Source organism: Pseudomonas sp. TWP3-1 (assembly GCF_049896625.1).
Taxonomy (GTDB): domain Bacteria; phylum Pseudomonadota; class Gammaproteobacteria; order Pseudomonadales; family Pseudomonadaceae; genus Aquipseudomonas.
In genome coordinates, this window is record NZ_JAFCUQ010000011.1 from 71,163 (window position 1) to 92,224 (window position 21,062).

A 21,062-nucleotide genomic window follows, 5' to 3' on the forward strand; every position below is an offset into this window, starting at 1 on the left:
ATGAGAGCTGATCTGGAAATCATCCAGGAATGGATCCCCGCCGGCAGCCGCGTGCTCGACCTCGGCTGCGGTGACGGCGAGCTGCTGACCTGGCTGCGCGACCACAAGCAGGTCACCGGTTATGGCCTGGAAAACGACGCCGACAACATCGCGCAGTGCGTGGCCAAAGGCGTCAACGTCATCGAGCAGGATCTGGACAAGGGCCTGGGCAACTTCGCCAGCAACAGTTTCGACGTGGTGGTGATGACGCAGGCCCTGCAAGCCGTGCATTACCCGGACAAGATCCTCGACGAAATGCTGCGGGTCGGGCGTCAGTGCATCATCACCTTCCCCAACTTCGGCCACTGGCGCTGCCGCTGGTATCTGGCGAGCAAGGGGCGGATGCCGGTGTCGGAGTTTCTGCCGTACACCTGGTACAACACGCCGAACATCCACTTCTGTACCTTCGAAGACTTTGAAGAACTGTGCCGTGAACGCGAAGCCAAGGTCATTGATCGGCTTGCCGTGGATCAACAGCACCGCCACGGGTGGGCCAGTAAGCTATGGCCTAATCTGTTGGGTGAGATCGGTATCTACCGCGTCAGCAGCCCAGGGCTTGCGGATCACCAGATCGCGGTCTGAAACACGCCATTTCGAGGAGAGAGATCATGGGTCGTATAGCGTTGTTCGTGTTAACCGCTTGCCTGAGCATCAGTGCCATGGCCGCCGACGTGATCAAGGGCGAGCGCAAGCAAACCTTCGGCGACGTGACGGTGCACTACAACACCTTCAACTCGACGTTTCTGACGCCGGACATCGCCAAGGCTGCCGAGCTGATCCGCAGCAAGAATCAAGGCGTGATCAACGTCTCGGTGATCAAGGCTGGCAAGCCAGTCATCGCGCAGGTGACTGGCACGGTCAAAGACCTGACCAGCCAGAGCGTGCCGCTGACCTTCCGCCAGATCACCGAACAAGGCGCGATCTACTACATCGCCCAATACCCGGTCGAGCAGCAGGAAGTGCGCACTTTTGAGATCAAAGTGCAGACCGGCGACAAGATCGACACCATCAATTTCAACCAGGAACTTTTCCCCGGCGAATGATGAACCTCACACAACTCGTACTGGCCAGCCATAACGCCGGCAAACTCAAAGAACTCCAGGCCATGCTCGGCGAATCGGTGCAACTGCGCTCGATTGGCGAATTCAGCAGCGTGGAGCCGGAAGAAACAGGTCTGTCGTTCGTCGAAAACGCGATCCTCAAGGCGCGTAATGCGGCGCGCATCTCCGGGTTGCCGGCGCTGGCCGATGACTCGGGCCTGGCGGTGGATTTTCTCGGCGGCGCGCCGGGCATCTACTCGGCACGCTATGCCGACGGTAAAGGCGATGCGGCGAACAACGCCAAATTGCTGGATGCCTTGAAAGATGTGCCTGAAGCCGAGCGCGGCGCGCAGTTCGTTTGCGTCTTGGCACTGGTGCGACATGCCGACGATCCGTTGCCGATCCTCTGCGAAGGCCTGTGGCACGGGCGCATTCTGACCGCCGCCAGTGGCGATCACGGTTTCGGCTACGACCCGCTGTTCTGGGTGCCGGAGCGCGAAGTTTCCAGCGCCGAACTGAGCCCGGCCGACAAGAACCAGATCAGCCACCGCGCCCGTGCAATGGTTCTGCTGCGCCAGCGTCTGGGCTTGAAATGACTCACGATTCCTCCGCGTCGTCGCTGATCATTGGCGGCGCCGCCTCCTCGCCTCGGGCACCGCTCACAACGCTGCCGCCCCTGGCGCTGTACATCCACATCCCGTGGTGTGTACGCAAATGCCCGTATTGCGATTTCAACTCGCACACCGCCAGCCCGGTGCTGCCGGAGCAGGAATACGTCGACGCGCTGCTCGCCGATCTCGATCAGGATCTGCACGCGGTCTACGGGCGCGAGTTGAGTTCGATCTTTTTTGGCGGCGGCACGCCAAGCCTGTTCAGCGCCGAAGCGCTTGGGCGGCTGTTGAAAGGTGTTGAACAACGCATCACGTTTGCTCATGACATCGAAATCACCCTGGAAGCCAACCCCGGCACCTTCGAACAAGAAAAATTCGTCGCGTACCGCAAGCTGGGCATCAATCGCCTGTCGATTGGTATTCAGAGCTTTCAGCAGGAAAAACTTGAAGCGCTCGGGCGGATTCACAACGGTGCCGAAGCGGTGCGTGCTGCTGGCATGGCACGTCAGGCCGGGTTCGATAACTTCAATCTGGACTTGATGCACGGCTTGCCCAACCAGTCACTGGACGACGCCTTGAGTGATCTGCGCCAGGCCATCGCGCTGAATCCTACACACTTGTCCTGGTATCAACTGACGCTGGAACCGAACACAGTGTTCTGGAACCAGCCGCCCGTGCTGCCGGAAGACGACACGCTGTGGGACATTCAAGAGGCCGGGCAAGCGCTGCTGGCCGAGCACGGCTACGCGCAGTACGAGGTTTCGGCTTATGCCCAGCCCGGTCGCGCGGCGCGGCACAATCTCAATTACTGGAGCTTCGGCGATTTCATCGGCATTGGCGCCGGTGCTCACGGCAAACTCAGCCATCCGAACGGGCGCATTGTGCGTACCTGGAAGACGCGTCTGCCGAAGGACTATCTCAACCCGGCCAAGCATTATCAGGCGGGCGAGAAAGCCCTGACCAATGACGAAATGCCGTTCGAGTTTCTGATGAACGCACTGCGCCTGACTGCTGGCGTCGAATCGCGCCTGTACCCGGAACGCACCGGCCTGTCGCTGGAAAGCCTCGACGAACACCGGCGCGAGGCAGAACAAAGCGGCCTGTTGCAGGTCGAACCGTCACGTCTGGCGGCCACCGAGCGCGGACAACTGTTCCTCAACGACTTGCTGCAGAAATTTCTGAGCTGAGCCCAACGCCGAACGGCAGCCCTAAGGAAAAACCCATGGATTTGATTCTCGACCTGCTCGCCACCGTGTCCCGCTGGAGCCGCAGCAACCTTTCGGAAATCGCTTTGGCGCTGGTCGGCTGCCTGCTGGTGCTGTTCGGCGCCGACTTCAAAGGCTGGGTCGAGCAACGCCTGGGCAGCATCGCCGGCGCCCTGCGCGTGCCACTGATGGCGCTGCTGTGCCTGATCGGCAGCGGCGCGGCGCTGATCTACGCCACGCCGTGGGTGATCAAAGGCTTGAGCCAGTTCAACAACTACAGCCTGGCCCCGGTGTTGTTGGTGGTGCTGGTGCTTATCGGCGTAGTCGCTGACCGCCGCTGAATTGTATCCACCACAAAAACCTGTGGGAGCGGGCTTGCCCGCGATGGCGGCATAACAGTCGACAAAAAATGTTGAATGTTATGGCCTCATCGCGGGCAAACCCGCTCCCACAGGTTCATCTACATCCTGGAATCAGGATTGTTTTTCGAACTTCAGGTCCCACACACCGTGGCCCAGTCGTTCGCCGCGGCGTTCGAACTTGGTGATCGGGCGTTCGGCCGGGCGTGGCACGCACTTGCCGTCTTCGGCGAGGTTGCGATAGCCCGGAGCGACGTTCATCACTTCCAGCATGTATTCGGCGTACGGTTCCCAGTCGGTGGCCATGTGCAGAATACCGCCGACTTTGAGCTTGCTGCGCACCAGCTCAGCGAAGGACGCCTGAACGATGCGACGCTTGTGGTGGCGACTTTTGTGCCACGGATCGGGGAAGAACAGCATCAGACGATCAAGGCTGTTGTCGGCGATGCAGCGGTTGAGCACTTCGATCGCATCGCAATCGTAGACCCGCAGGTTGGTCAGGCCTTGCGTCAGCACGCCGTTGAGCAGCGCGCCGACACCCGGACGGTGCACCTCGACGCCAATGAAATCCTGCTCCGGCGAAGCGGCGGCCATTTCCAGCAGCGAGTGGCCCATGCCGAAACCGATTTCCAGCGAGCGCGGCGCCGAGCGGCCGAACACTTGATCGTAGTCGACTGGCGCATCGGCCAGTGGCAGCACAAACAGCGGCGTGCCCTGATCAAGACCTTTCTGCTGGCCTTCGGTCATGCGCCCGGCGCGCATCACGAAACTCTTGATGCGGCGGTGTTGGCGCTCGTCGCCTTCTTCCGTCTGGATTGGCGTGTCGTTCGATTCAGTCATCAGTAGCTCTTACTTGATCAGACCATCCAGCGGCGAAGAGGCGCTGGCATAGAGTTTTTTCGGCATGCGGCCGGCGAGGTAGGCCAGACGGCCCGCGACGATCGCGTGTTTCATGGCTTCAGCCATCATCACTGGCTGCTGCGCGTGGGCGAGTGCCGAGTTCATCAGCACCGCATCGCAACCCAGCTCCATCGCAATGGTGGCGTCGGAAGCAGTACCAACACCAGCATCCACCAGCACGGGAATTTTGGCTTCTTCGAGGATGATCTGCAGATTGTACGGATTGCAGATGCCCAGACCCGAACCGATCAGACCGGCCAGCGGCATCACCGCGATGCAGCCGATTTCCGCCAGTTGCCGGGCGATGATCGGGTCATCGCTGGTGTAAACCATCACGTCGAAACCTTCCTTGACCAGCACTTCGGCGGCCTTGAGGGTTTCGATCACGTTGGGAAACAGGGTTTTCTGGTCGGCCAGCACTTCCAGCTTCACCAGATTGTGCCCATCGAGCAGCTCACGGGCCAGGCGGCAAGTGCGCACGGCCTCGATCGCATCGAAGCACCCGGCGGTGTTCGGCAGGAACGTGTAGCGATCCGGCGACAACACTTCGAGCAGGTTCGGCTCGCCCTTGATCTGGCCAAGGTTGGTGCGGCGCACGGCGAACGTGACAATTTCGGCACCCGAGGCTTCGATGGCCACGCGGGTTTCTTCCATGTCACGGTACTTGCCGGTACCGACCAGCAGACGCGACTGGTAAGTACGACCGGCCAGTACAAAAGGCTTGTCGCTACGAACGATGCTCATGGGAAATCCTCTGTTGGGGTGAGGGTCTTGCAGAATGCTCGGCAGATGCAGGCCGGATGATTAGCCACCGCCGATGGCGTGCACCACTTCGACGTTATCGCCGTCGTTCAATGCAGTCTCGGCATGCTGGCTGCGCGGGACGATATCCAGATTGAGTTCGACCGCCACCCGGCGTCCGGTCAGATCCAGACGGGTCAGCAGGGCCGCAACGGTTTCACCGTCGGGCAGTTCAAGGGATTCGCCGTTCAACTGAATGCGCATGCCGGATGCCGCCATCATTTTTAGGGGCTGGCATTCTAGCCCGTTCATGACCCAAAGGTCAGCACCAAGCGTCAAGCGGTTACTGCAAACGCCAGGCGGCCAGGCCGAGGCATATCCAGCCGATCAGAAATGCCAGGCCACCGAACGGGGTGATGATCCCGAGTTTGCCAATGCCGATGGTGGTCAGCAGGTACAGGCTGCCGGAGAACAGCAGGATGCCGACGGCAAACGAAATCCCTGCCCAAGTGATCAGCCGACCCTGAATCTGCGTGGCCAGCAGCGCTACGCCAAACAGCGCGAGTGCGTGCACCAGTTGATAGGTGACGCCAGTGTGGAAGATCGCCAGATACTCGGGCGTCAGGCGATTTTTCAGGCCATGGGCGGCAAATGCGCCAAGAGCGACGCCAGTGAAACCGAAAAAAGCGGCCAGCATCAGAAAGCCACGCAGCATTTGGAACTCCAGTCAGACTCGGTCGGCAGGGTCTGTATAATGGCCCGCTCCACGGGTTCGGCCAAGCCATCTCTATGCTGCGTTTATTTTTTCGTCGTTTCATCAAGGCCCTGCTCTGGTTCGCGGGCGGCAGCGTATTGCTGGTGCTGGTGTTTCGCTTTGTGCCGCCACCGGGCACCGCGCTGATGGTCGAGCGCAAAATTGAATCGTGGGTTGATGGCGAGCCGATTGATCTGCAACGTAGCTGGAAGCCTTGGGATGAAATCTCCGATGACCTGAAAGTTGCGGTGATTGCCGGCGAAGACCAGAAATTTCCTGAGCACTGGGGTTTTGATCTGCGCGCGATTCAGGCGGCACTGGCGCACAACGAGTTGGGCGGTTCGATTCGCGGCGCCAGCACCTTGAGTCAGCAAGTGTCGAAGAATCTGTTTTTGTGGTCGGGTCGCAGCTATCTGCGCAAAGGTCTGGAGGCCTGGTTCACCGCGCTGATCGAAGTGTTCTGGCCCAAGCAGCGGATTCTCGAGGTGTATCTGAACAGCGTCGAGTGGGATGACGGCGTGTTTGGCGCAGAAGCGGCAGCGCGACATCACTTTGGCGTGAGCGCCAAGTCACTGTCACGGCAGCAGGCGAGTTATCTGGCGGCGGTACTGCCGAACCCACGGGTGTGGAGTGCAAGCCATCCGACCGGTTATGTGTCGCGCCGGGCCGGGTGGATTCGGCAGCAGATGAGCCAGTTGGGTGGGGACAGCTATTTGCTGACGCTTAACGATTCGCGGCGAGCGCCTTGGACCCAATAGCCGGGCACACATCTTCCAAACTTTCGAAATCCCTGTGGGAGCTGGCTTGCCAGCTCCCACAGGGATTGGTGCAGCCCCAGAAATACGCGCACAAAAAAAACGCCCCGATCAGTGATGATCGGGGCGTTTTTTATTGCCGATGCGCCGGTTATGCGGCGATCGACAACTTGAGCTTGTTCATCGCGCTCTTCTCGAGCTGACGAATACGCTCGGCAGACACGTTGTACTTCTGCGCCAGGTCATGCAGCGTGGCTTTTTCTTCCGCCAGCCAGCGCTGGTAGAGGATGTCGCGGCTGCGCTCGTCCAGCACTTCCAATGCTTCGTGCAGGTTGTGATTGGAGTTGTCGCTCCAGTCGGCATCTTCCAGTTGACGGGCCGGGTCATACCGGTGGTCTTCCAGATAGTTGGACGGCGACTGGAAAGCACTGTCGTCATCGGCTTCTGCAGCCGGGTCGAAGGCCATGTCATGACCGGTCAGACGACTTTCCATCTCACGCACTTCACGCGGCTCGACACCGAGGCTTTCCGCCACACGGTGGACTTCCTCGTTGTTCAGCCAGGCCAGACGCTTCTTCTGGCTGCGCAGGTTGAAGAACAGCTTGCGCTGAGCCTTGGTGGTCGCGACTTTCACGATCCGCCAGTTGCGCAGGATGAACTCGTGAATCTCAGCCTTGATCCAGTGCACCGCGAAGGACACCAGACGCACGCCCATTTCCGGGTTGAAACGCTTGACGGCCTTCATCAGGCCGACGTTGCCTTCCTGGATCAGGTCAGCCTGAGCCAGACCGTAACCGCTGTAGCTACGGGCAATGTGTACAACAAACCGCAGGTGGGCGAGCACCATCTGCCGAGCCGCCCCCAAATCCTGCTCATAATAGAGACTCTCGGCCAGTTCACGCTCCCGCTCCGGCGTCAGCAATGGAATGCTGTTGACGGTGTGCACGTAGGCTTCCAGGTTTGCGCCTGGAACCAACGCGTACGCAGGTTGCAAAGAATTGGTCATACGAAAAAACCTCCGACTTACATACTCGTGCTTCTCAGCACTGCGAAAAATTGACCGGGAATTCAAGTACGAGTTCCCTAAAAAACCGTGAGGTCAATCACGCGCAAAAAAGATTCTACTTCGGCGCCAGCTCCCTGAGGTGGCGTGCGACTGCAATCCATGCACCGATATAACCCAACAGCACCGCGCCAAGCAAGAGCGACAGACCGTCGGCAACTGGCACTCCGGCCAGCGCGAAATCACTGCCATACAAACCGGCCAGGCCAACCACCGCATCGTTCAGCCAGTCCAGACCAAACGCCAATACACCCCAGGACAACATCCCCGCACCGAAGCCATACAGTGCGCCCATATAAAGGAAAGGACGCCGCACATAGCTGTCAGTGCCGCCGACGAGTTTAATCACTTCTATCTCGGTGCGGCGGTTTTCAATATGAAGACGAATGGTATTGCCTATCACCAAAAGTAATGCAGACACCAGAAGCACCGTCAGACCGAAGACAAAACGGTCACCGAGCTTGAGGATGGCGGCCAGACGCTCGACCCAGACTAGATCAAGTTGCGCCTGCTGTACCTTGGGCAGCTCGGAAAGTTTTTGTCTTAATGCTTCCAGCGTGGTCTTGTCGACTTCGTTCGGCGTCACCAGAACTACACCGGGTAACGGGTTCTCAGGCAGCTCGCGCAGGGCTTCACCCAGTCCGGACTGTTGCTGAAACTCTTCCAGCGCCTGATCACTGCCGACATATTCAGCATCAGAAACGCCAGGCATGCCTTTGATCTGTTCGCGCAGCTTCTCGCCCTGCTCCGGACTCGCATCCAGTTGCAGGTACAACGAAATCTGCGCCGCACGCTGCCACGAACCGCCGAGACGTTCGACGTTGTTCAGCAGCAATGACAGGCCCATTGGCAAACTCAGCGCAACGGCCATCACCATGCACGTGAAGAAGCTGCCGATTGGCTGTTTGCCGAGACGACGCAGGCTGTCGAGCAGGCTGGCGCGATGGCTTTCGACCCAGGCGCGGAACAGCGTTGCGAAGTCCGGGCCGTCATCATCGTCGTGTTTTTTCTTCTTCGCCGGTTGCGGATCGGCGGCCTTCGGGGCCACGCGCTCGGAAACCTTGGGGCTACGTGTCGCACTCATTCCGCAGCCTCCCCGTCGCCGATCAATCGGCCGCGTTGCAGGGTCAGCATGCGATGGCGCATGCGTGCGATCAGCGCCAGGTCGTGGCTGGCGATCAATACGCTGGTACCCAGACGGTTGATGTCTTCGAACACGCCCATGATCTCCGCCGCCAGCCGCGGGTCGAGGTTACCGGTCGGTTCGTCCGCCAGCAGCAGGGCCGGACGGTGGACGATGGCGCGGGCAATGCCGACGCGCTGTTGCTGTCCGGTGGACAAGTCGCCGGGGTACAGATCGGTTTTATCCGACAGCGCCACGCGCTCCAGCGCCGAATCCACACGCTTGGCGATTTCGGCTTTGGACAGCCCAAGGATCTGCAATGGCAGCGCGACGTTGTTGAAAACCGTGCGATCAAACAGCAGTTGGTGATTCTGGAACACCACACCGATCTGCCGACGCAGAAACGGAATCTGCGCGTTGCTGATGGTGCTCAGGTCTTGCCCGGCGAGCAGCAATTTGCCGCTGGTCGGACGTTCCATCGCCAGCAGCAGACGCAATAGCGTGGATTTACCGGCACCGGAGTGGCCGGTGACAAACAGGAACTCACCGCGACGCACTCGAAAGCTCAGCTCATGCAAGCCGACGTGACCGTTCGGGTAGCGCTTACCGACCTGTTCGAAACGAATCATGCACGCTCCCGCTCGGCAAACAATGCCTGGACAAAGGGTTCTGCTTCAAATGTACGCAAATCGTCGATGCCTTCGCCGACACCGATGTAGCGGATCGGCAGGCCGAATTGCTTGGCCAGGGCGAAAATCACCCCGCCCTTGGCGGTGCCATCGAGCTTGGTCAGCGCCAGGCCGGTCAGTTCGACGGTCTGGTTGAATTGTTTGGCCTGATTGATGGCGTTCTGGCCAGTGCCCGCGTCAAGCACCAGCAGCACTTCGTGCGGCGCATCCGCATCGAGCTTGCTGATCACCCGGCGAACCTTTTTCAGTTCTTCCATCAGGTTGTCTTTGGTGTGCAGACGACCGGCGGTGTCGGCGATCAACACATCGATGCCACGGGCCTTGGCGGCTTGCACGGCGTCGAAGATCACCGAAGCCGAGTCGGCGCCGGTGTGCTGGGCGATCACCGGAATCTTGTTGCGCTCGCCCCACACCTGCAATTGCTCGACAGCGGCAGCACGGAAGGTGTCACCGGCGGCCAGCATGACTTTCTTGCCTTCCAGTTGCAGCTTCTTCGCCAGTTTGCCGATGGTGGTGGTCTTGCCGGCGCCGTTGACGCCAACCACCAGAATCACAAACGGCTTGGTCTGCGAGGAAATCTTCAGCGGTTGCTCGACCGGTTTGAGCATCGCCGCCAGCTCGGCTTGCAGCGACTTGTACAGTGCGTCGGCGTCGGCCAGCTCCTTGCGGGCGACCTTCTGCGTCAGGCGCTGAATGATCACCGAAGTGGCTTCGACACCAACGTCCGCAGTCAGCAGGCGGGTTTCAATGTCGTCGAGCAGCTCGTCATCGATGATTTTCTTGCCGAGGAACAGGCTCGCCATGCCCTCGCCAATACTGGCACTGGTCTTCGAGAGGCCTTGCTTGAGACGGGCGAAGAAGCCGGCCTTGGTTTCCTCGGTGCGCGGCGCTTCGGCGGCAGACTCCACTGGCGCTTCAATTGCAACGACCACCGGCTCAGCGATGACAAGTGGTGCAGGCGCAGGCACTTCGACGACCGGGGCAACCGGGGCAACCGGGGCAACCGGGGCAACCGGGGCAACCGGGGCAACCGGGGCAACCGGGGCAACCGGGGCAACCGGGGCAACCGGGGCAACCGGGGCAACCGGGGCAACCGGCTCAGGCTCGGCGATAACAGGCGCGGCCTCAACGACTGGCTCCGGAATCGGCTCAGGTGTAAAAAGCACTGGCGCAGGAATCGTCGGCGTCACATGCGGTGCAGCTTCTTCAACCAGCGCCACTGGCTCTTCCGCCACCGGCAAGGTCAACCAAGGCTCGGCAACTGGCGTCAGCGGCAGCTCGGCGGCCACTCCAGGCTCAGGCTCTGCCGCGACCACCGGTTGCAACACTGGCTCGGTAATCGGCAGCACAACCGGCGCCGGCGCTTCTTCTATAAGAGCAGGCTCAGGAGCTGGCTCAGGAATCGCAGGCGGCTGTTCGACGACGGGTTCCTGCGGTTTCTTACGCAGCCATCCGAACAGGCTTTTCTTCTCGCCAGCCGCAGCTGGGGTCTTCTTGTCGTCGTTGGAACCAAACATGGAGGACGGCTATCTCACGGTGGCGACGCGCCCATGGGCGCCCCGGCAATTGAATATTCGATGCAGAACAGACTGTTATTCACTCAGCTTGTTCACGCGCAACATTTTGTCGAGGCGCCACAGGCACCTCAAAGGTCTGTAAATACGAAGGACTGGAGCGGCATCGTCGGCGAAAACGCCGAGTTTAGCTGAGAAACTCAAAGCTTCTGCCGGTAACCCGTACAACCTATAGACCGATAAGTGGACTCATAGGCGTGGCCGCCAGTAAAACGGATCAGTATCCTAGCACCCTCTCGCCCGCTGACGCTAAGACCAAGCGGGCAGCCCAACAGGTTTAAAAACGAATGAATGCTCTAGCCCGCCGCGCCGCAGGCCTGCTGCTCAGCACAGTCTGCCTGCCCCTTTCGGCCTTGGCAGCCGACCCGCAACCGACTCACGAATTCACCCTCGACAACGGCTTGAAGGTCGTCGTGCGCGAAGATCATCGCGCACCGGTGGTGGTTTCGCAGATCTGGTACAAGGTCGGCTCCAGTTACGAAACCCCGGGCCAGACCGGTCTGTCCCACGCGCTTGAGCACATGATGTTCAAGGGCAGCGACAAGGTTGGCCCCGGCGAAGCCTCGCTGATCCTGCGCGATCTTGGCGCCGAAGAAAACGCCTTCACCAGCGACGACTTCACGGCTTACTACCAAGTGCTGGCCCGTGACCGTCTGGGTGTGGCCTTCGAACTCGAAGCCGACCGCATGGCCAATCTGCGCCTGCCAGCCGACGAGTTCGCCAAGGAAATCGAAGTCATCAAGGAAGAGCGCCGCATGCGCACCGATGACAAACCGATGTCCAAGGCTTACGAGCGCTACAAAGCCATGGCTTACCCGGCCAGCGGCTACCATACGCCGACCATCGGCTGGATGGCCGACCTCGACCGGATGAAGGTCGAAGAACTGCGTCACTGGTACCAATCCTGGTACGTGCCGAACAACGCCACACTGGTGGTGGTCGGCGACGTGACCCCGGACGAAGTCAAAACCCTTGCCCAGCGTTACTTCGGCCCCATCGCCAAGCGCGACGTGCCGCCAGCCAAGCAACCGCTGGAACTGGCCGAGCCCGGCGAACGCCAAATCACTCTGCATGTGCAGACGCAGTTGCCGAGCCTGATGCTTGGCTTCAACGTGCCGAGCATCGCTACCGCCGAAGACAAACGCTCGGTCAACGCATTGCGCCTGATTTCGGCGCTGCTTGATGGCGGCTACAGTGGACGCATCCCGACTCAACTGGAGCGTGGCGAAGAGCTGGTGTCCGGCGGTTCGTCGAGCTACGACGCCTACACCCGTGGCGACAGCCTGTTTACCTTGTCCGCCACACCGAACACCCAGAAGAAAAAAACCATGGCTCAGGCTGAAGCCGGCCTGTGGAAACTGCTCGAGCAGCTGAAAACCACCGCGCCGTCCGCCGAAGAACTGCAACGCGTACGCGCTCAGGTTATTGCCGGTCTGGTGTTCGAGCGTGATTCGATCACCAGCCAGGCCACCGCCATTGGCCAACTGGAAACCGTTGGTTTGTCGTGGAAGCTGATGGACACCGAACTCGCCGATCTGGAAAGCGTGACCCCGCAAGACATCCAGAACGCCGCCAAGCTGTATTTCACCCGCGAACGTCTCAGCGTCGCCCATGTTCTGCCACTGGAGACGCCTCATGAGTGAGCGCAAAACCCCACGCCTGCTGCTCGGCCTGATCGCCGTCGCAGTAATCGGCGCCGCCGCGTTCTACCTGGTGCCAAGCGACAAAAGCACCGCCAGCGAAGCGCTGGACAAGGCCAAGTCGAGCCAGAAACTGCAATCGCTGGCCGAACTCGACGGCAAGGCGCCAAGCAGCCGCAAGCTCGACGTGCAAACCTGGAACACCGCCGAAGGCGCCAAGGTGTTGTTCGTTGAAGCCCACGAATTGCCGATGTTCGACCTGCGCCTGATCTTCGCCGCCGGCAGCAGCCAGGACGGCAATGCGCCGGGTCTGGCGGTGCTGACCAACGCCATGCTTAACGAAGGCGTGGCGGGCAAAGACGTCAGCGCCATCGCTGAAGGCTTTGAAAGCCTCGGTGCCGATTTCGGCAACGGCGCATTCAAGGACATGGCCCTCGCCTCGCTGCGCAGCCTGAGTGCGCCTGAGCAACGTGAACCGGCGCTGAAGCTGTTCAGCGACGTGGTCGGTCAGCCAACCTTCCCCGACGATTCCTTCGCGCGCATCAAAAATCAGCTGCTCGCCGGTTTTGAATATCATAAACAGAACCCCGGCAAACTCGCCAGCCTCGAACTGATGAAGCGTCTGTACGGCGATCACCCGTACGCGCATTCCAGCGATGGCAGCGCGCAAAGCGTGCCGAAGATCACTCTGGCGCAACTGCGTGAGTTCCATGCCAAGGCCTACGCGGCCGGTAACTCGGTGATTGCGCTGGTTGGCGATCTGTCCCGCGCCGATGCCGAAGCGATTGCCAAGCAGATCTCGGCTGCCCTGCCGAAAGGCCCGGCGCTGGCGAAAATCGCTGATCCGGTTGAACCGAAAGCCGGCGTCGGCCACATCGAGTTTCCATCGAAACAGACCAACCTGATGATCGCGCAACTGGGCATCGACCGTGACGACCCGGACTACGCGGCGTTGTCGATGGGCAACCAGATCCTCGGCGGTGGCGGTTTCGGTACGCGGCTGATGAGCGAAGTGCGCGAGAAGCGCGGCCTGACCTACGGCGTGTATTCGGGTTTCAGCCCGATGCAGGCGCGCGGCCCGTTCATGATCAACCTGCAGACCCGCGCGGAAATGAGCGAAGGCACCCTGAAATTGGTGCAGGACGTGCTCGCTGATTACCTGAAAACCGGCCCGACCCAGAAAGAACTCGACGACGCCAAACGCGAACTGGCCGGCAGCTTCCCGCTGTCCACCGCGAGCAACGCCGACATCGTCGGTCAGCTCGGCGCGATGGGTTTCTACAACCTGCCGCTAAACTATCTGGATGACTTCATGCGTCAGTCCCAGAGCCTGACCGTCGAACAGGTCAAAACCGCACTGAACAAACACCTGAGCACGGACAAACTGGTCATCGTCACCGCTGGCCCGACCGTGCCGCAAAAGCCGTTACCGGCCCCATCTGATAAACCTGCCGAGCAACCGCTCGGGGTTCCGGAGCATTAATGGCTACTCGTCCAAAAAAACCTGTGCACAACGTACACAACGGCGTGAATCAACTGCGCATCATTGGCGGTGAATGGGGCAGCCGCAAGCTGAGCTTCCCCGATGCGCCGGGCCTGCGCCCGACGCCGGATCGCGTGCGCGAAACCCTGTTCAACTGGCTCGCGCCGTACGTGGCCGGGGCCAAAGTGCTGGATCCGTTCACCGGCAGCGGCGCGCTGTTTCTTGAAGCGCTGTCGCGCGGCGCAGCCATGGGCCAGGCACTGGACGCGAGCAACATCGCGGTCTCCAGCCTGAAAGAACATCTTGGCACCCTGCGTTGCACCACAGGTCAGGTACAGACCGCCGACGCCCTGCGCTATCTGGAAACCCAGACTGCCAGCGCGTTCGATCTAGTGTTCCTCGACCCACCGTTCAACCAGAACCTGCTGCCCGCCGTGTGCACCCTGCTCGAAGAGCGCGAGTGGCTGGCACCGGATGCGTGGATCTACACTGAAAGTGAAAACGCGCCATCGGCCCTCGGCCTGCCGGGCAACTGGCGCCTGCACCGCGAGCAGAAATCCGGGCGGGTGTACTACGCGTTGTGGCAACGTACGGCAGAGATCGCCGGTTAACCGACCGGCCTGAAACAGCGGCGCGCCTCAACCGAGGCGCACCGCGCTGCATCGAGAACAATCGTGCCCCCTTCTTCAGATCCGTTCCGCCCCGCCTTCGGCCTCGGCAATCCGCACCTGCAAACCTTGTGGGGGCCGCTGTGGCGCAAAACCGTACACCTTGATCGCGAGCGCGAACGGCTGTGGCTGGACGACGGTGATTTCCTCGACCTCGACTGGCACGGCCCGCACAGCGCCGAAGCACCGTTGGTGCTGCTGTTGCACGGGCTGACCGGTTCATCCAATTCGCCGTACATCGCCGGAATCCAGGCCGCACTGGCCGCGCAAGGCTGGGCCAGTGTTGCGCTGAACTGGCGTGGCTGCTCGGGCGAGCCGAACCTGCTGCCGCGCAGCTACCATTCCGGCGCCAGCGAAGACCTTGCCGAAGCGATCAGACATCTGAAGGCCAAACGGCCATTGGCGCCGCTGTATGCAGTCGGCTATTCGCTGGGCGGCAACGTGTTGCTCAAGCATTTGGGGGAAACCGGTGCTGACAGTGGCGTGCTCGGCGCGGTGGCGGTGTCGGTACCGTTTCGTCTTGACCAGTGTGCAGATCGAATCGGCCAAGGCTTTTCCAAGGTCTATCAGGCGCACTTCATGCGCGAGATGGTCGCCTACATCAAGAACAAGCAACGCCAGTTCCAGCATGACGGTCGTGAAGATGGACTCGCCGCGCTGGCGGCGCTCGGCTCACTGGAAAACATGCGCACCTTCTGGGATTTCGACGGCAGGATCACCGCACCGCTGCACGGCTTCGTCGATGCCGAGGATTACTATCGCCGCGCATCGAGCCGCTATTTCCTCGGCGAAATCCGCACGCCGACCCTGATCATTCAGGCGGCGGACGATCCATTCGTGTTCCCGCACAGCTTGCCGCAGGCCAGCGAACTGTCAGCGTCGACGCAGTTTGAACTGCAGGCCAAAGGCGGGCATGTCGGCTTCGTCGACGGCACCGTGCGTCAGCCAGGTTATTACCTTGAAAGACGCATTCCCCAGTGGCTGACGGACGTTTATTCGCCGGTGGCGACACCGCGCGCAGGCTCGTTGATCCACTCGCTCCAAGACCCGGCGTACAGCGATCCCAGCGGATAACCGGCAAGACACAGCGCGAACAGGTTGTGGCACGCGGTCACCCCGGAACCGCAATATGCCACCAGATCATTCGGCGAGCGCCCGGCGAGCTTCGCCGCGAATCGCTGCTTGAGCTGATCGGCTGGCAGGAAACGTCCGTCGCTGTCGAGGTTGTCGCTGAACGCCGCGCACTGCGCGCCGGGGATGTGCCCGGCAATCGGATCAATCGGTTCCACTTCGCCTTTGAAACGCGGCAGTGCGCGCGCGTCGAGCAGGGTCAGCGCTGGCTGACCGAGGCGTTGCTGCAGTTGTTCGGCGCTGAGCAACAAACTCATGTCCGGCTGTCCGGTGAAATTTCCGCGAGTCCCGGAAGGCGCGTCGAGGCTCAGCGGCAAACCCGCCGCATGCCAGGCCTTGAGCCCACCATCGAGAATCAACACGCCGTCACGCTTGCCCAGCCACGCAAGCAACCACCATGCGCGCGCCGCAAAAGCACCGGGGCCGTCGTCATACAGCACCACGTCGCTGTCGGCATTGATGCCGAACGCTTGCAGACGCTCGACCAACTCGACCGGTTCGGGCAGCGGATGGCGTCCGGTCACACCCTTGATCACCTTGCCGCTGAGGTCGCGCTCAAGATCGGCGTAACTCGCCCCGGCGATATGCCCTTCGGCATAGCTGCGCTGGCCATAGTCCGGATCTTCCAGAGCAAAGCGGCAATCGAGAATCACCAACCCCGGCTGATCCTTGCGGGCATCCAGAGCTTGCGGGCTGATCAGTTGCGCAATCGGCATAGCGGACGACTCCTGTGAGCGTAAATGGTTACGGCTTGTCTTCGAGGGCCTGCGCCAGCGGCACGTAGAATTCTTCAAACAATGCATTGACCGCTTCACGCGCCTGATCGGTGACGAACCCGGCTTCCAGCACCAGCACCTGATACACGCCACGCTTGATGGCCTGCTCGCTGAGGTGATTGGAGTTCTCGCGGGTGGTGCACAAAAAACGTACCCACGAGGTGAGGATGATCCACGCATTGAGCGTCAGCGATTCAATCTGCACCCGATCCATTTTCAGGATCCCGGCGGCGACGAAGCCTTCATAGATCGCCGCGCCCTGGATTACGCAGCGCTGAGAGAAGCGCCGGTAACGCGCGGCCAACTCCGAATCGCTATCAAGCAAGTGCTCAAGGTCGCGGTGCAGAAACCGGTAGCGCCACATCGCCGATAGCAACTCCTTAAGGTAGAAGCGCTTGTCCTCGACCGTCGCCGGGCGGCCCTGTGGCGGGCGCAGAAAGCTGTCCACCAGGCTTTCGTACTCACTGAACAGCACGGCGATGATCGCCTGCTTGTTGGGGAAGTGGTAGTACAGGTTGCCCGGAGAAATCTCCATGTGGGCAGCAATGTGATTGGTGCTGATGCTGCGCTCGCCCTGCTGATTGAACAGTTCGAGGCTGTTCTGCACGATGCGCTCGCTGGTTTTGATCCGTGGGGCCATGGCTTGAGCTTTAATTCAGAGTGCGTTGAGGGGCATCTTACGACCTATCCGGAATTGGATAAAACCATCGCGCGCAAGGAAGTCATTTGACTTTCTAGAGCATCGACTCTAAAAAGTTCATCATTACAACAAAAACCGGAGCCGACGATGACTGCCGAAATTGCCTACCTGCAAACGTTGCAACAGCCGCTGGAAGAACTCAACCGTCAGTTCGATGCGCAACGGGCCGCCTACGCCGCCAACCCGATGCCGCCCGCCGCGCAACGCCAGCAATGGCTCAAGTCTCTGCGTGAGCTGTTGAGCAATGAACGGCAAGCCTTGGTCGAGGCGATCAGCGCCGATTTCAGCCACCGCAGCGCCGATGAAACGCTGCTCGCCGAACTGATGCCGAGTCTGCACGGTATCCACTACGCCAGCCGCAATCTCAAAGGCTGGATGAAGCCGTCGCGACGCAAGGTAGGGATCGCTTTTCAGCCAGCATCGGCGAAAGTGATTTACCAGCCGCTGGGCGTGGTCGGCGTCATCGTGCCGTGGAATTACCCGCTGTTTCTGGCCATCGGCCCGCTGGTCGGGGCGCTCTCGGCGGGCAACCGGGTGATGCTCAAACTCAGCGAATCGACCCCAGCCACCGGCCTGTTGCTCAAGGAATTGCTGGGGCGGATCTTCCCCGAAGATCTGGTTTGCGTGGTGCTCGGCGAGGCCGATATCGGCGTGGCCTTCTCGCGGTTGCGCTTCGATCACCTGCTGTTCACCGGCGCTACCAGCATCGGTAAACACGTGATGCGCGCGGCGGCGGAAAACCTCACACCGGTGACGCTCGAGCTGGGCGGCAAGTCGCCAGCCATCGTCTCCCGCGATGTTCCGCTGAAGGACGCCGCCGAGCGCATCGCCTTCGGCAAGACCCTCAACGCCGGGCAGACTTGCGTGGCGCCGGACTACGTATTGGTGCCGGAAGACCGCGTCGGCGCCTTTGTCGAAGCCTATCGACAGGCCGTACGCGGGTTCTATCCAACGCTCGCCGACAACCCGGACTACACGGCAATCATCAATGATCGCCAACTGGCGCGGCTCAGCAGTTACCTGAGCGACGCCACCAGCAAGGGTGCGCTGCTGATTCCGCTGTTCGCTCAGGGACAGGGCCGACGCATGGCCCACAGCCTGTTACTGAATGTCAGCGACGAGATGCTGGTGATGCAGGACGAAATCTTCGGCCCGTTGCTGCCGATCGTGCCGTATCAGGATCTCGATCAGGCTTTCGCTTACATCAACAAGCGGCCACGACCTCTGGCTCTTTACTACTTCGGCTACGACAAACGCGAACAACAGCGCGTGTTGCACGAAACCCATTCCGGCGGCGTGTGCCTCAACGACACGCTGCTGCATGTGGCGCAGGACGATATGCCGTTCGGCGGCGTCGGCCCTTCCGGCATGGGTCACTACCATGGCCACGAAGGATTTCTGACCTTCAGCAAGGCCAAAGGCGTGCTGGTCAAACAGCGCTTCAACGCGGCCAAATTGATTTATCCGCCTTACGGCAAAGCCATTCAGAAGCTGATCCAGAAACTGTTCATTCGTTAACGTCGCCGCCGGGTAATAAAAATAATGCACCCAAGCCTGACCGAAACACCTGCACTGTCGCGCCGTGGCCTGCTGAAATTCAGCCTCGGCGCTAGCGCGTTTCTCGCCACCGCTGGCCTTGGTGCCAGCCTCAGCGGCTGCTCGTCGAACGTCGCGGCCAATGGTTTTGTCACGTTACGCAGCGGCGATCTGCTGTTTCTGCGTGCGTTGATTCCGGTGATGCTTGAAGGTGCCGTGGCCAGCGCGGCCATGCCTGCGGCCGTCGATGGCACGCTGAAATCTCTGGATCGCAGCCTCGACCACCTGTCGCCGGAAATGCTCAAGCTCACACGGCAGTTGTTCGACGTGCTCGGCATGGCCGTCACGCGCGGGCCACTGACCGGAATCTGGGGCAGTTGGGAAAACGCCAGCTCCGACGCGATGCGGCATTTTCTCCAGCGCTGGCAAAACAGCTCATTGGGCCTGTTGCGCATGGGCCACAGCTCATTGCTGCAAATGGTCATGATGGCCTGGTACGCCCGCAGCGAATCCTGGGCGCATTGCGCTTATCCCGGCCCGCCGACTGTTTAACAGCTGCGCCGCACTCCAAAAATAATAAGAGAATCTGATCGATGCCCGTACCTGACCCGTTCCGCGAAGGCCTCGCCCGTGGCTGGAAAACCTACAACGGCGCGCAACTCACCGACGACCTGACGCTGGAAGCCGACGTTGCGATCATCGGCAGCGGTGCCGGTGGCGGCACCACAGCGGAAATCCTCAGCGCCGCTGGCTACAAAGTGCTGCTGATCGAGGAAGGCCCGCTCAAGACCAGCAGCGACTTCAAGATGCTGGAGGATCAGGCCTACAGCAGCCTCTATCAGGAAGGCATCGGCCGCCAGAGCAAGGATGGCGCGATCACCATCCTCCAAGGCCGCGCGGTCGGCGGCACCACGCTGATCAACTGGACCTCAAGCTTTCGCACTCCGGAACCGACCCTCGACCACTGGGCCAGGGAGCACAACGTCATAGGCCACAGCGTCGCCGAAATGGCACCGTGGTTCGAGAAAATGGAGCAACGCCTCGGCGTCGCGCCGTGGATGGTGCCGCCGAACGCCAACAATGACGTGATCCGCAAAGGCTGCGAGCAACTCGGCTACAGCTGGCACGTGATCCCGCGCAATGTGCGCGGCTGCTGGAACCTCGGCTACTGCGGCATGGGCTGCCCGACCAACGCCAAGCAATCGATGATGGTCACGACCATTCCCGCTACTTTGGAAAAGGGCGGCGAACTGCTTTACCTGGCGCGCGCCGAAAAGCTGTTGATCAGCGGCGACAAGGTTACCGGCCTGCACTGCGTGGCGATGGACGAGCGCTGTGTCGAACCGACCGGCCGCACGATCACGGTCAAAGCGCGGCATTACGTGCTGGCCGGTGGCGGTATCAACAGCCCGGCGTTGCTGCTGCGTTCGGATGCGCCAGATCCGCACGAAAGCTTGGGCAAGCGCACTTTTCTGCATCTGGTGAACATGTCTGCCGCGCTGTTCGACGAGGTGATCAACCCGTTTTACGGCGCGCCGCAGTCGATCTACTCCGACCATTTCCAGTGGAAGGACGGCGCCACCGGGCACATGGCCTACAAACTCGAAGTGCCGCCGCTGCACCCGGCGCTCGCCGCCACATTGCTCGGTGGTTTCGGCGAGCAAAGCGCACGGCACATGGCCGACCTGCCGCACACCCACGCCATGCTCGCGTTGCTGCGCGACGGCTTTCATCCGGACAGTCCGGGCGGCAGCGTCGAACTGCGCGGCGACGGGTCGCCGGTCCTCGATTACCAGGTTTCACCCTACGCCTGGGACGGTTTGCGCCGGGCCTTTCACAGCATGGCCGAGATCCAGTTCGCTGGCGGCGCCAAAGCAGTGATGCCGATGCACGCCGACGCGCGTTACGTGAACAGCTTGGCCGAGGCCCGCAGTTTGATCGACGGCTTGAGCCTTGAGCTGTATCGCACGCGTCTGGGCAGCGCCCACGTCATGGGCGGTTGCGCGATGGGTGAAGACCCGAAAACCGCTGTCGCTGACAGCCTCGGTCGCCATCATCAACTGCGCAATCTGTCGATCCACGACGGCTCACTGTTCCCCACCAGCATCGGCGCCAATCCGCAGTTGTCCGTGTACGGGTTGACGGCGCAACTGGCGACGTCCCTCGCCGAACGGCTGAGAAATTCGTGAAAAAGCAGAAAATTCCTGACGTCTATAGTGCTTTCTTACCCAACAGGCGACTTTCCCGACCGGGACGGCTGCGATACCATCCGACT

23 protein-coding genes are annotated in these 21,062 nt (G+C 60.8%); 13 read left to right on the top strand and 10 right to left on the bottom strand.

Going from position 1 to position 21,062, the window contains the following annotated elements; translation table 11 throughout:
• From metW to ACP7BN_RS16355, 5 genes are read left to right on the top strand one after another with little or no spacing between them, the layout of a single operon-like run.
• Positions 1-621: a methionine biosynthesis protein MetW gene (gene metW / locus ACP7BN_RS16335; RefSeq protein WP_420647357.1), complete on the top strand. Its 621-nt coding sequence runs from the start codon at positions 1-3 to the stop codon at positions 619-621.
• A 26-nt stretch (positions 622-647) separates the two neighbouring features.
• A complete protein-coding gene (locus tag ACP7BN_RS16340; protein ID WP_426205254.1) occupies positions 648-1,082 on the top strand; it encodes a DUF4426 domain-containing protein in 435 nt (144 codons plus the stop codon).
• On the top strand, positions 1,079-1,675 hold the full coding sequence (gene rdgB / locus ACP7BN_RS16345) for an RdgB/HAM1 family non-canonical purine NTP pyrophosphatase (RefSeq protein WP_426205255.1): 597 nt from the start codon (positions 1,079-1,081) through the stop codon (positions 1,673-1,675). Before ACP7BN_RS16340 ends, rdgB begins: the two co-directional genes overlap by 4 nt.
• Positions 1,672-2,877, top strand: coding sequence for a radical SAM family heme chaperone HemW (hemW, locus tag ACP7BN_RS16350; RefSeq protein ID WP_426205256.1), 1,206 nt, complete (start codon positions 1,672-1,674; stop codon positions 2,875-2,877). The genes rdgB and hemW overlap by 4 nt, the downstream gene beginning before the upstream one ends.
• Before the next feature lie 35 nt (positions 2,878-2,912).
• On the top strand, positions 2,913-3,236 hold the full coding sequence (locus ACP7BN_RS16355) for a DUF3392 domain-containing protein (RefSeq protein WP_008083808.1): 324 nt from the start codon (positions 2,913-2,915) through the stop codon (positions 3,234-3,236).
• Positions 3,237-3,368: 132 nt separating this feature from the next.
• Here the strand turns inward: ACP7BN_RS16355 and trmB are convergent, their stop codons facing one another.
• The 4 genes from trmB to ACP7BN_RS16375 all read right to left on the bottom strand — a co-directional run bounded on the left by trmB (position 3,369) and on the right by ACP7BN_RS16375 (position 5,610).
• Positions 3,369-4,094, bottom strand: a complete 726-nt coding sequence (trmB, locus tag ACP7BN_RS16360; RefSeq protein ID WP_420647361.1) for a tRNA (guanosine(46)-N7)-methyltransferase TrmB — start codon at positions 4,092-4,094, stop codon at positions 3,369-3,371.
• Positions 4,095-4,103: 9 nt separating this feature from the next.
• Positions 4,104-4,898, bottom strand: coding sequence for a thiazole synthase (locus ACP7BN_RS16365; RefSeq protein ID WP_426205257.1), 795 nt, complete (start codon positions 4,896-4,898; stop codon positions 4,104-4,106).
• A 60-nt stretch (positions 4,899-4,958) separates the two neighbouring features.
• Positions 4,959-5,159 carry a sulfur carrier protein ThiS gene (gene thiS, locus ACP7BN_RS16370; protein ID WP_426205258.1) on the bottom strand — a complete coding sequence of 67 codons (201 nt, stop codon included), beginning with the start codon at positions 5,157-5,159 and terminating at the stop codon, positions 4,959-4,961.
• A 79-nt stretch (positions 5,160-5,238) separates the two neighbouring features.
• The gene (locus ACP7BN_RS16375; protein WP_420647364.1) at positions 5,239-5,610 is read right to left on the bottom strand and encodes a DUF423 domain-containing protein; all 372 of its coding nucleotides are present in this window, start codon (positions 5,608-5,610) and stop codon (positions 5,239-5,241) included.
• A gap of 74 nt (positions 5,611-5,684) precedes the next feature.
• Between ACP7BN_RS16375 and mtgA the strand changes: the two genes are divergently transcribed.
• Positions 5,685-6,407 carry a monofunctional biosynthetic peptidoglycan transglycosylase gene (gene mtgA, locus ACP7BN_RS16380; protein WP_426205259.1) on the top strand — a complete coding sequence of 241 codons (723 nt, stop codon included), beginning with the start codon at positions 5,685-5,687 and terminating at the stop codon, positions 6,405-6,407.
• A gap of 148 nt (positions 6,408-6,555) precedes the next feature.
• Here mtgA and rpoH read toward each other — a convergent pair whose 3' ends face one another.
• The 4 genes from rpoH to ftsY all read right to left on the bottom strand — a co-directional run bounded on the left by rpoH (position 6,556) and on the right by ftsY (position 10,796).
• On the bottom strand, positions 6,556-7,410 hold the full coding sequence (rpoH, locus tag ACP7BN_RS16385; RefSeq protein WP_420647366.1) for an RNA polymerase sigma factor RpoH: 855 nt from the start codon (positions 7,408-7,410) through the stop codon (positions 6,556-6,558).
• Between the two features lie 115 nt (positions 7,411-7,525).
• Entirely contained in the window at positions 7,526-8,551 is a 1,026-nt protein-coding gene (ftsX, locus tag ACP7BN_RS16390) for a permease-like cell division protein FtsX (RefSeq protein ID WP_426205260.1), read from the bottom strand.
• Positions 8,548-9,219, bottom strand: coding sequence for a cell division ATP-binding protein FtsE (ftsE, locus tag ACP7BN_RS16395; RefSeq protein ID WP_095057385.1), 672 nt, complete (start codon positions 9,217-9,219; stop codon positions 8,548-8,550). The genes ftsX and ftsE overlap by 4 nt, the downstream gene beginning before the upstream one ends.
• Positions 9,216-10,796, bottom strand: coding sequence for a signal recognition particle-docking protein FtsY (ftsY, locus tag ACP7BN_RS16400; protein ID WP_426205261.1), 1,581 nt, complete (start codon positions 10,794-10,796; stop codon positions 9,216-9,218). Before ftsY ends, ftsE begins: the two co-directional genes overlap by 4 nt.
• Positions 10,797-11,140: 344 nt before the next feature.
• Between ftsY and ACP7BN_RS16405 the strand changes: the two genes are divergently transcribed.
• From ACP7BN_RS16405 to ACP7BN_RS16420, 4 genes are all read left to right on the top strand, one after another.
• A complete protein-coding gene (locus ACP7BN_RS16405) occupies positions 11,141-12,496 on the top strand; it encodes a M16 family metallopeptidase (protein WP_420647369.1) in 1,356 nt (451 codons plus the stop codon).
• Entirely contained in the window at positions 12,489-13,976 is a 1,488-nt protein-coding gene (locus ACP7BN_RS16410; RefSeq protein WP_426205262.1) for a M16 family metallopeptidase, read from the top strand. Before ACP7BN_RS16405 ends, ACP7BN_RS16410 begins: the two co-directional genes overlap by 8 nt.
• A complete protein-coding gene (rsmD, locus tag ACP7BN_RS16415) occupies positions 13,976-14,587 on the top strand; it encodes a 16S rRNA (guanine(966)-N(2))-methyltransferase RsmD (RefSeq protein ID WP_426205263.1) in 612 nt (203 codons plus the stop codon). The genes ACP7BN_RS16410 and rsmD overlap by 1 nt, the downstream gene beginning before the upstream one ends.
• Positions 14,588-14,650: 63 nt before the next feature.
• Positions 14,651-15,718: a hydrolase gene (locus tag ACP7BN_RS16420; RefSeq protein ID WP_426205264.1), complete on the top strand. Its 1,068-nt coding sequence runs from the start codon at positions 14,651-14,653 to the stop codon at positions 15,716-15,718.
• On the opposite strand, the gene ACP7BN_RS16425 is transcribed toward ACP7BN_RS16420, so the two are convergent.
• Positions 15,637-16,491, bottom strand: coding sequence for a sulfurtransferase (locus ACP7BN_RS16425; protein WP_426205265.1), 855 nt, complete (start codon positions 16,489-16,491; stop codon positions 15,637-15,639). The genes ACP7BN_RS16420 and ACP7BN_RS16425 overlap by 82 nt on opposite strands.
• Before the next feature lie 28 nt (positions 16,492-16,519).
• Positions 16,520-17,191 (bottom strand): TetR/AcrR family transcriptional regulator, encoded by a 672-nt coding sequence (locus tag ACP7BN_RS16430; RefSeq protein WP_426205266.1) that lies wholly within the window; start codon positions 17,189-17,191, stop codon positions 16,520-16,522.
• A 147-nt stretch (positions 17,192-17,338) separates the two neighbouring features.
• Here ACP7BN_RS16430 and ACP7BN_RS16435 point away from each other — a divergent pair, with 147 nt between their 5' ends.
• Genes ACP7BN_RS16435 through ACP7BN_RS16445 form a run of 3 tightly spaced genes read left to right on the top strand, consistent with a single transcriptional unit; the run spans position 17,339 to position 20,976 of the window.
• Positions 17,339-18,769 (top strand): coniferyl aldehyde dehydrogenase, encoded by a 1,431-nt coding sequence (locus ACP7BN_RS16435; protein WP_426205267.1) that lies wholly within the window; start codon positions 17,339-17,341, stop codon positions 18,767-18,769.
• 24 nt (positions 18,770-18,793) lie between these two features.
• Complete coding sequence (locus tag ACP7BN_RS16440) at positions 18,794-19,339, top strand: twin-arginine translocation pathway signal protein (RefSeq protein ID WP_426205268.1); 546 nt, start codon at positions 18,794-18,796, stop codon at positions 19,337-19,339.
• 41 nt (positions 19,340-19,380) lie between these two features.
• Entirely contained in the window at positions 19,381-20,976 is a 1,596-nt protein-coding gene (locus ACP7BN_RS16445; RefSeq protein ID WP_426205269.1) for a GMC family oxidoreductase N-terminal domain-containing protein, read from the top strand.
• Positions 20,977-21,062: the final 86 nt, after the last annotated feature.

Bases quoted from the DNA above. Each gene is read 5' to 3' on its own strand.
- metW (WP_420647357.1), top strand. From the start codon at position 1: ATGAGAGCTGATCTGGAAATCATCCAGGAATGGATCCCCGCCGGCAGC.
- ACP7BN_RS16340 (WP_426205254.1), top strand. From the start codon at position 648: ATGGGTCGTATAGCGTTGTTCGTGTTAACCGCTTGCCTGAGCATCAGT.
- rdgB (WP_426205255.1), top strand. From the start codon at position 1,079: ATGATGAACCTCACACAACTCGTACTGGCCAGCCATAACGCCGGCAAA.
- hemW (WP_426205256.1), top strand. From the start codon at position 1,672: ATGACTCACGATTCCTCCGCGTCGTCGCTGATCATTGGCGGCGCCGCC.
- ACP7BN_RS16355 (WP_008083808.1), top strand. From the start codon at position 2,913: ATGGATTTGATTCTCGACCTGCTCGCCACCGTGTCCCGCTGGAGCCGC.
- trmB (WP_420647361.1), bottom strand. From the start codon at position 4,094: ATGACTGAATCGAACGACACGCCAATCCAGACGGAAGAAGGCGACGAG.
- ACP7BN_RS16365 (WP_426205257.1), bottom strand. From the start codon at position 4,898: ATGAGCATCGTTCGTAGCGACAAGCCTTTTGTACTGGCCGGTCGTACT.
- thiS (WP_426205258.1), bottom strand. From the start codon at position 5,159: ATGCGCATTCAGTTGAACGGCGAATCCCTTGAACTGCCCGACGGTGAA.
- ACP7BN_RS16375 (WP_420647364.1), bottom strand. From the start codon at position 5,610: ATGCTGCGTGGCTTTCTGATGCTGGCCGCTTTTTTCGGTTTCACTGGC.
- mtgA (WP_426205259.1), top strand. From the start codon at position 5,685: ATGCTGCGTTTATTTTTTCGTCGTTTCATCAAGGCCCTGCTCTGGTTC.
- rpoH (WP_420647366.1), bottom strand. From the start codon at position 7,410: ATGACCAATTCTTTGCAACCTGCGTACGCGTTGGTTCCAGGCGCAAAC.
- ftsX (WP_426205260.1), bottom strand. From the start codon at position 8,551: ATGAGTGCGACACGTAGCCCCAAGGTTTCCGAGCGCGTGGCCCCGAAG.
- ftsE (WP_095057385.1), bottom strand. From the start codon at position 9,219: ATGATTCGTTTCGAACAGGTCGGTAAGCGCTACCCGAACGGTCACGTC.
- ftsY (WP_426205261.1), bottom strand. From the start codon at position 10,796: ATGTTTGGTTCCAACGACGACAAGAAGACCCCAGCTGCGGCTGGCGAG.
- ACP7BN_RS16405 (WP_420647369.1), top strand. From the start codon at position 11,141: ATGAATGCTCTAGCCCGCCGCGCCGCAGGCCTGCTGCTCAGCACAGTC.
- ACP7BN_RS16410 (WP_426205262.1), top strand. From the start codon at position 12,489: ATGAGTGAGCGCAAAACCCCACGCCTGCTGCTCGGCCTGATCGCCGTC.
- rsmD (WP_426205263.1), top strand. From the start codon at position 13,976: ATGGCTACTCGTCCAAAAAAACCTGTGCACAACGTACACAACGGCGTG.
- ACP7BN_RS16425 (WP_426205265.1), bottom strand. From the start codon at position 16,491: ATGCCGATTGCGCAACTGATCAGCCCGCAAGCTCTGGATGCCCGCAAG.
- ACP7BN_RS16430 (WP_426205266.1), bottom strand. From the start codon at position 17,191: ATGGCCCCACGGATCAAAACCAGCGAGCGCATCGTGCAGAACAGCCTC.
- ACP7BN_RS16435 (WP_426205267.1), top strand. From the start codon at position 17,339: ATGACTGCCGAAATTGCCTACCTGCAAACGTTGCAACAGCCGCTGGAA.
- ACP7BN_RS16440 (WP_426205268.1), top strand. From the start codon at position 18,794: ATGCACCCAAGCCTGACCGAAACACCTGCACTGTCGCGCCGTGGCCTG.
- ACP7BN_RS16445 (WP_426205269.1), top strand. From the start codon at position 19,381: ATGCCCGTACCTGACCCGTTCCGCGAAGGCCTCGCCCGTGGCTGGAAA.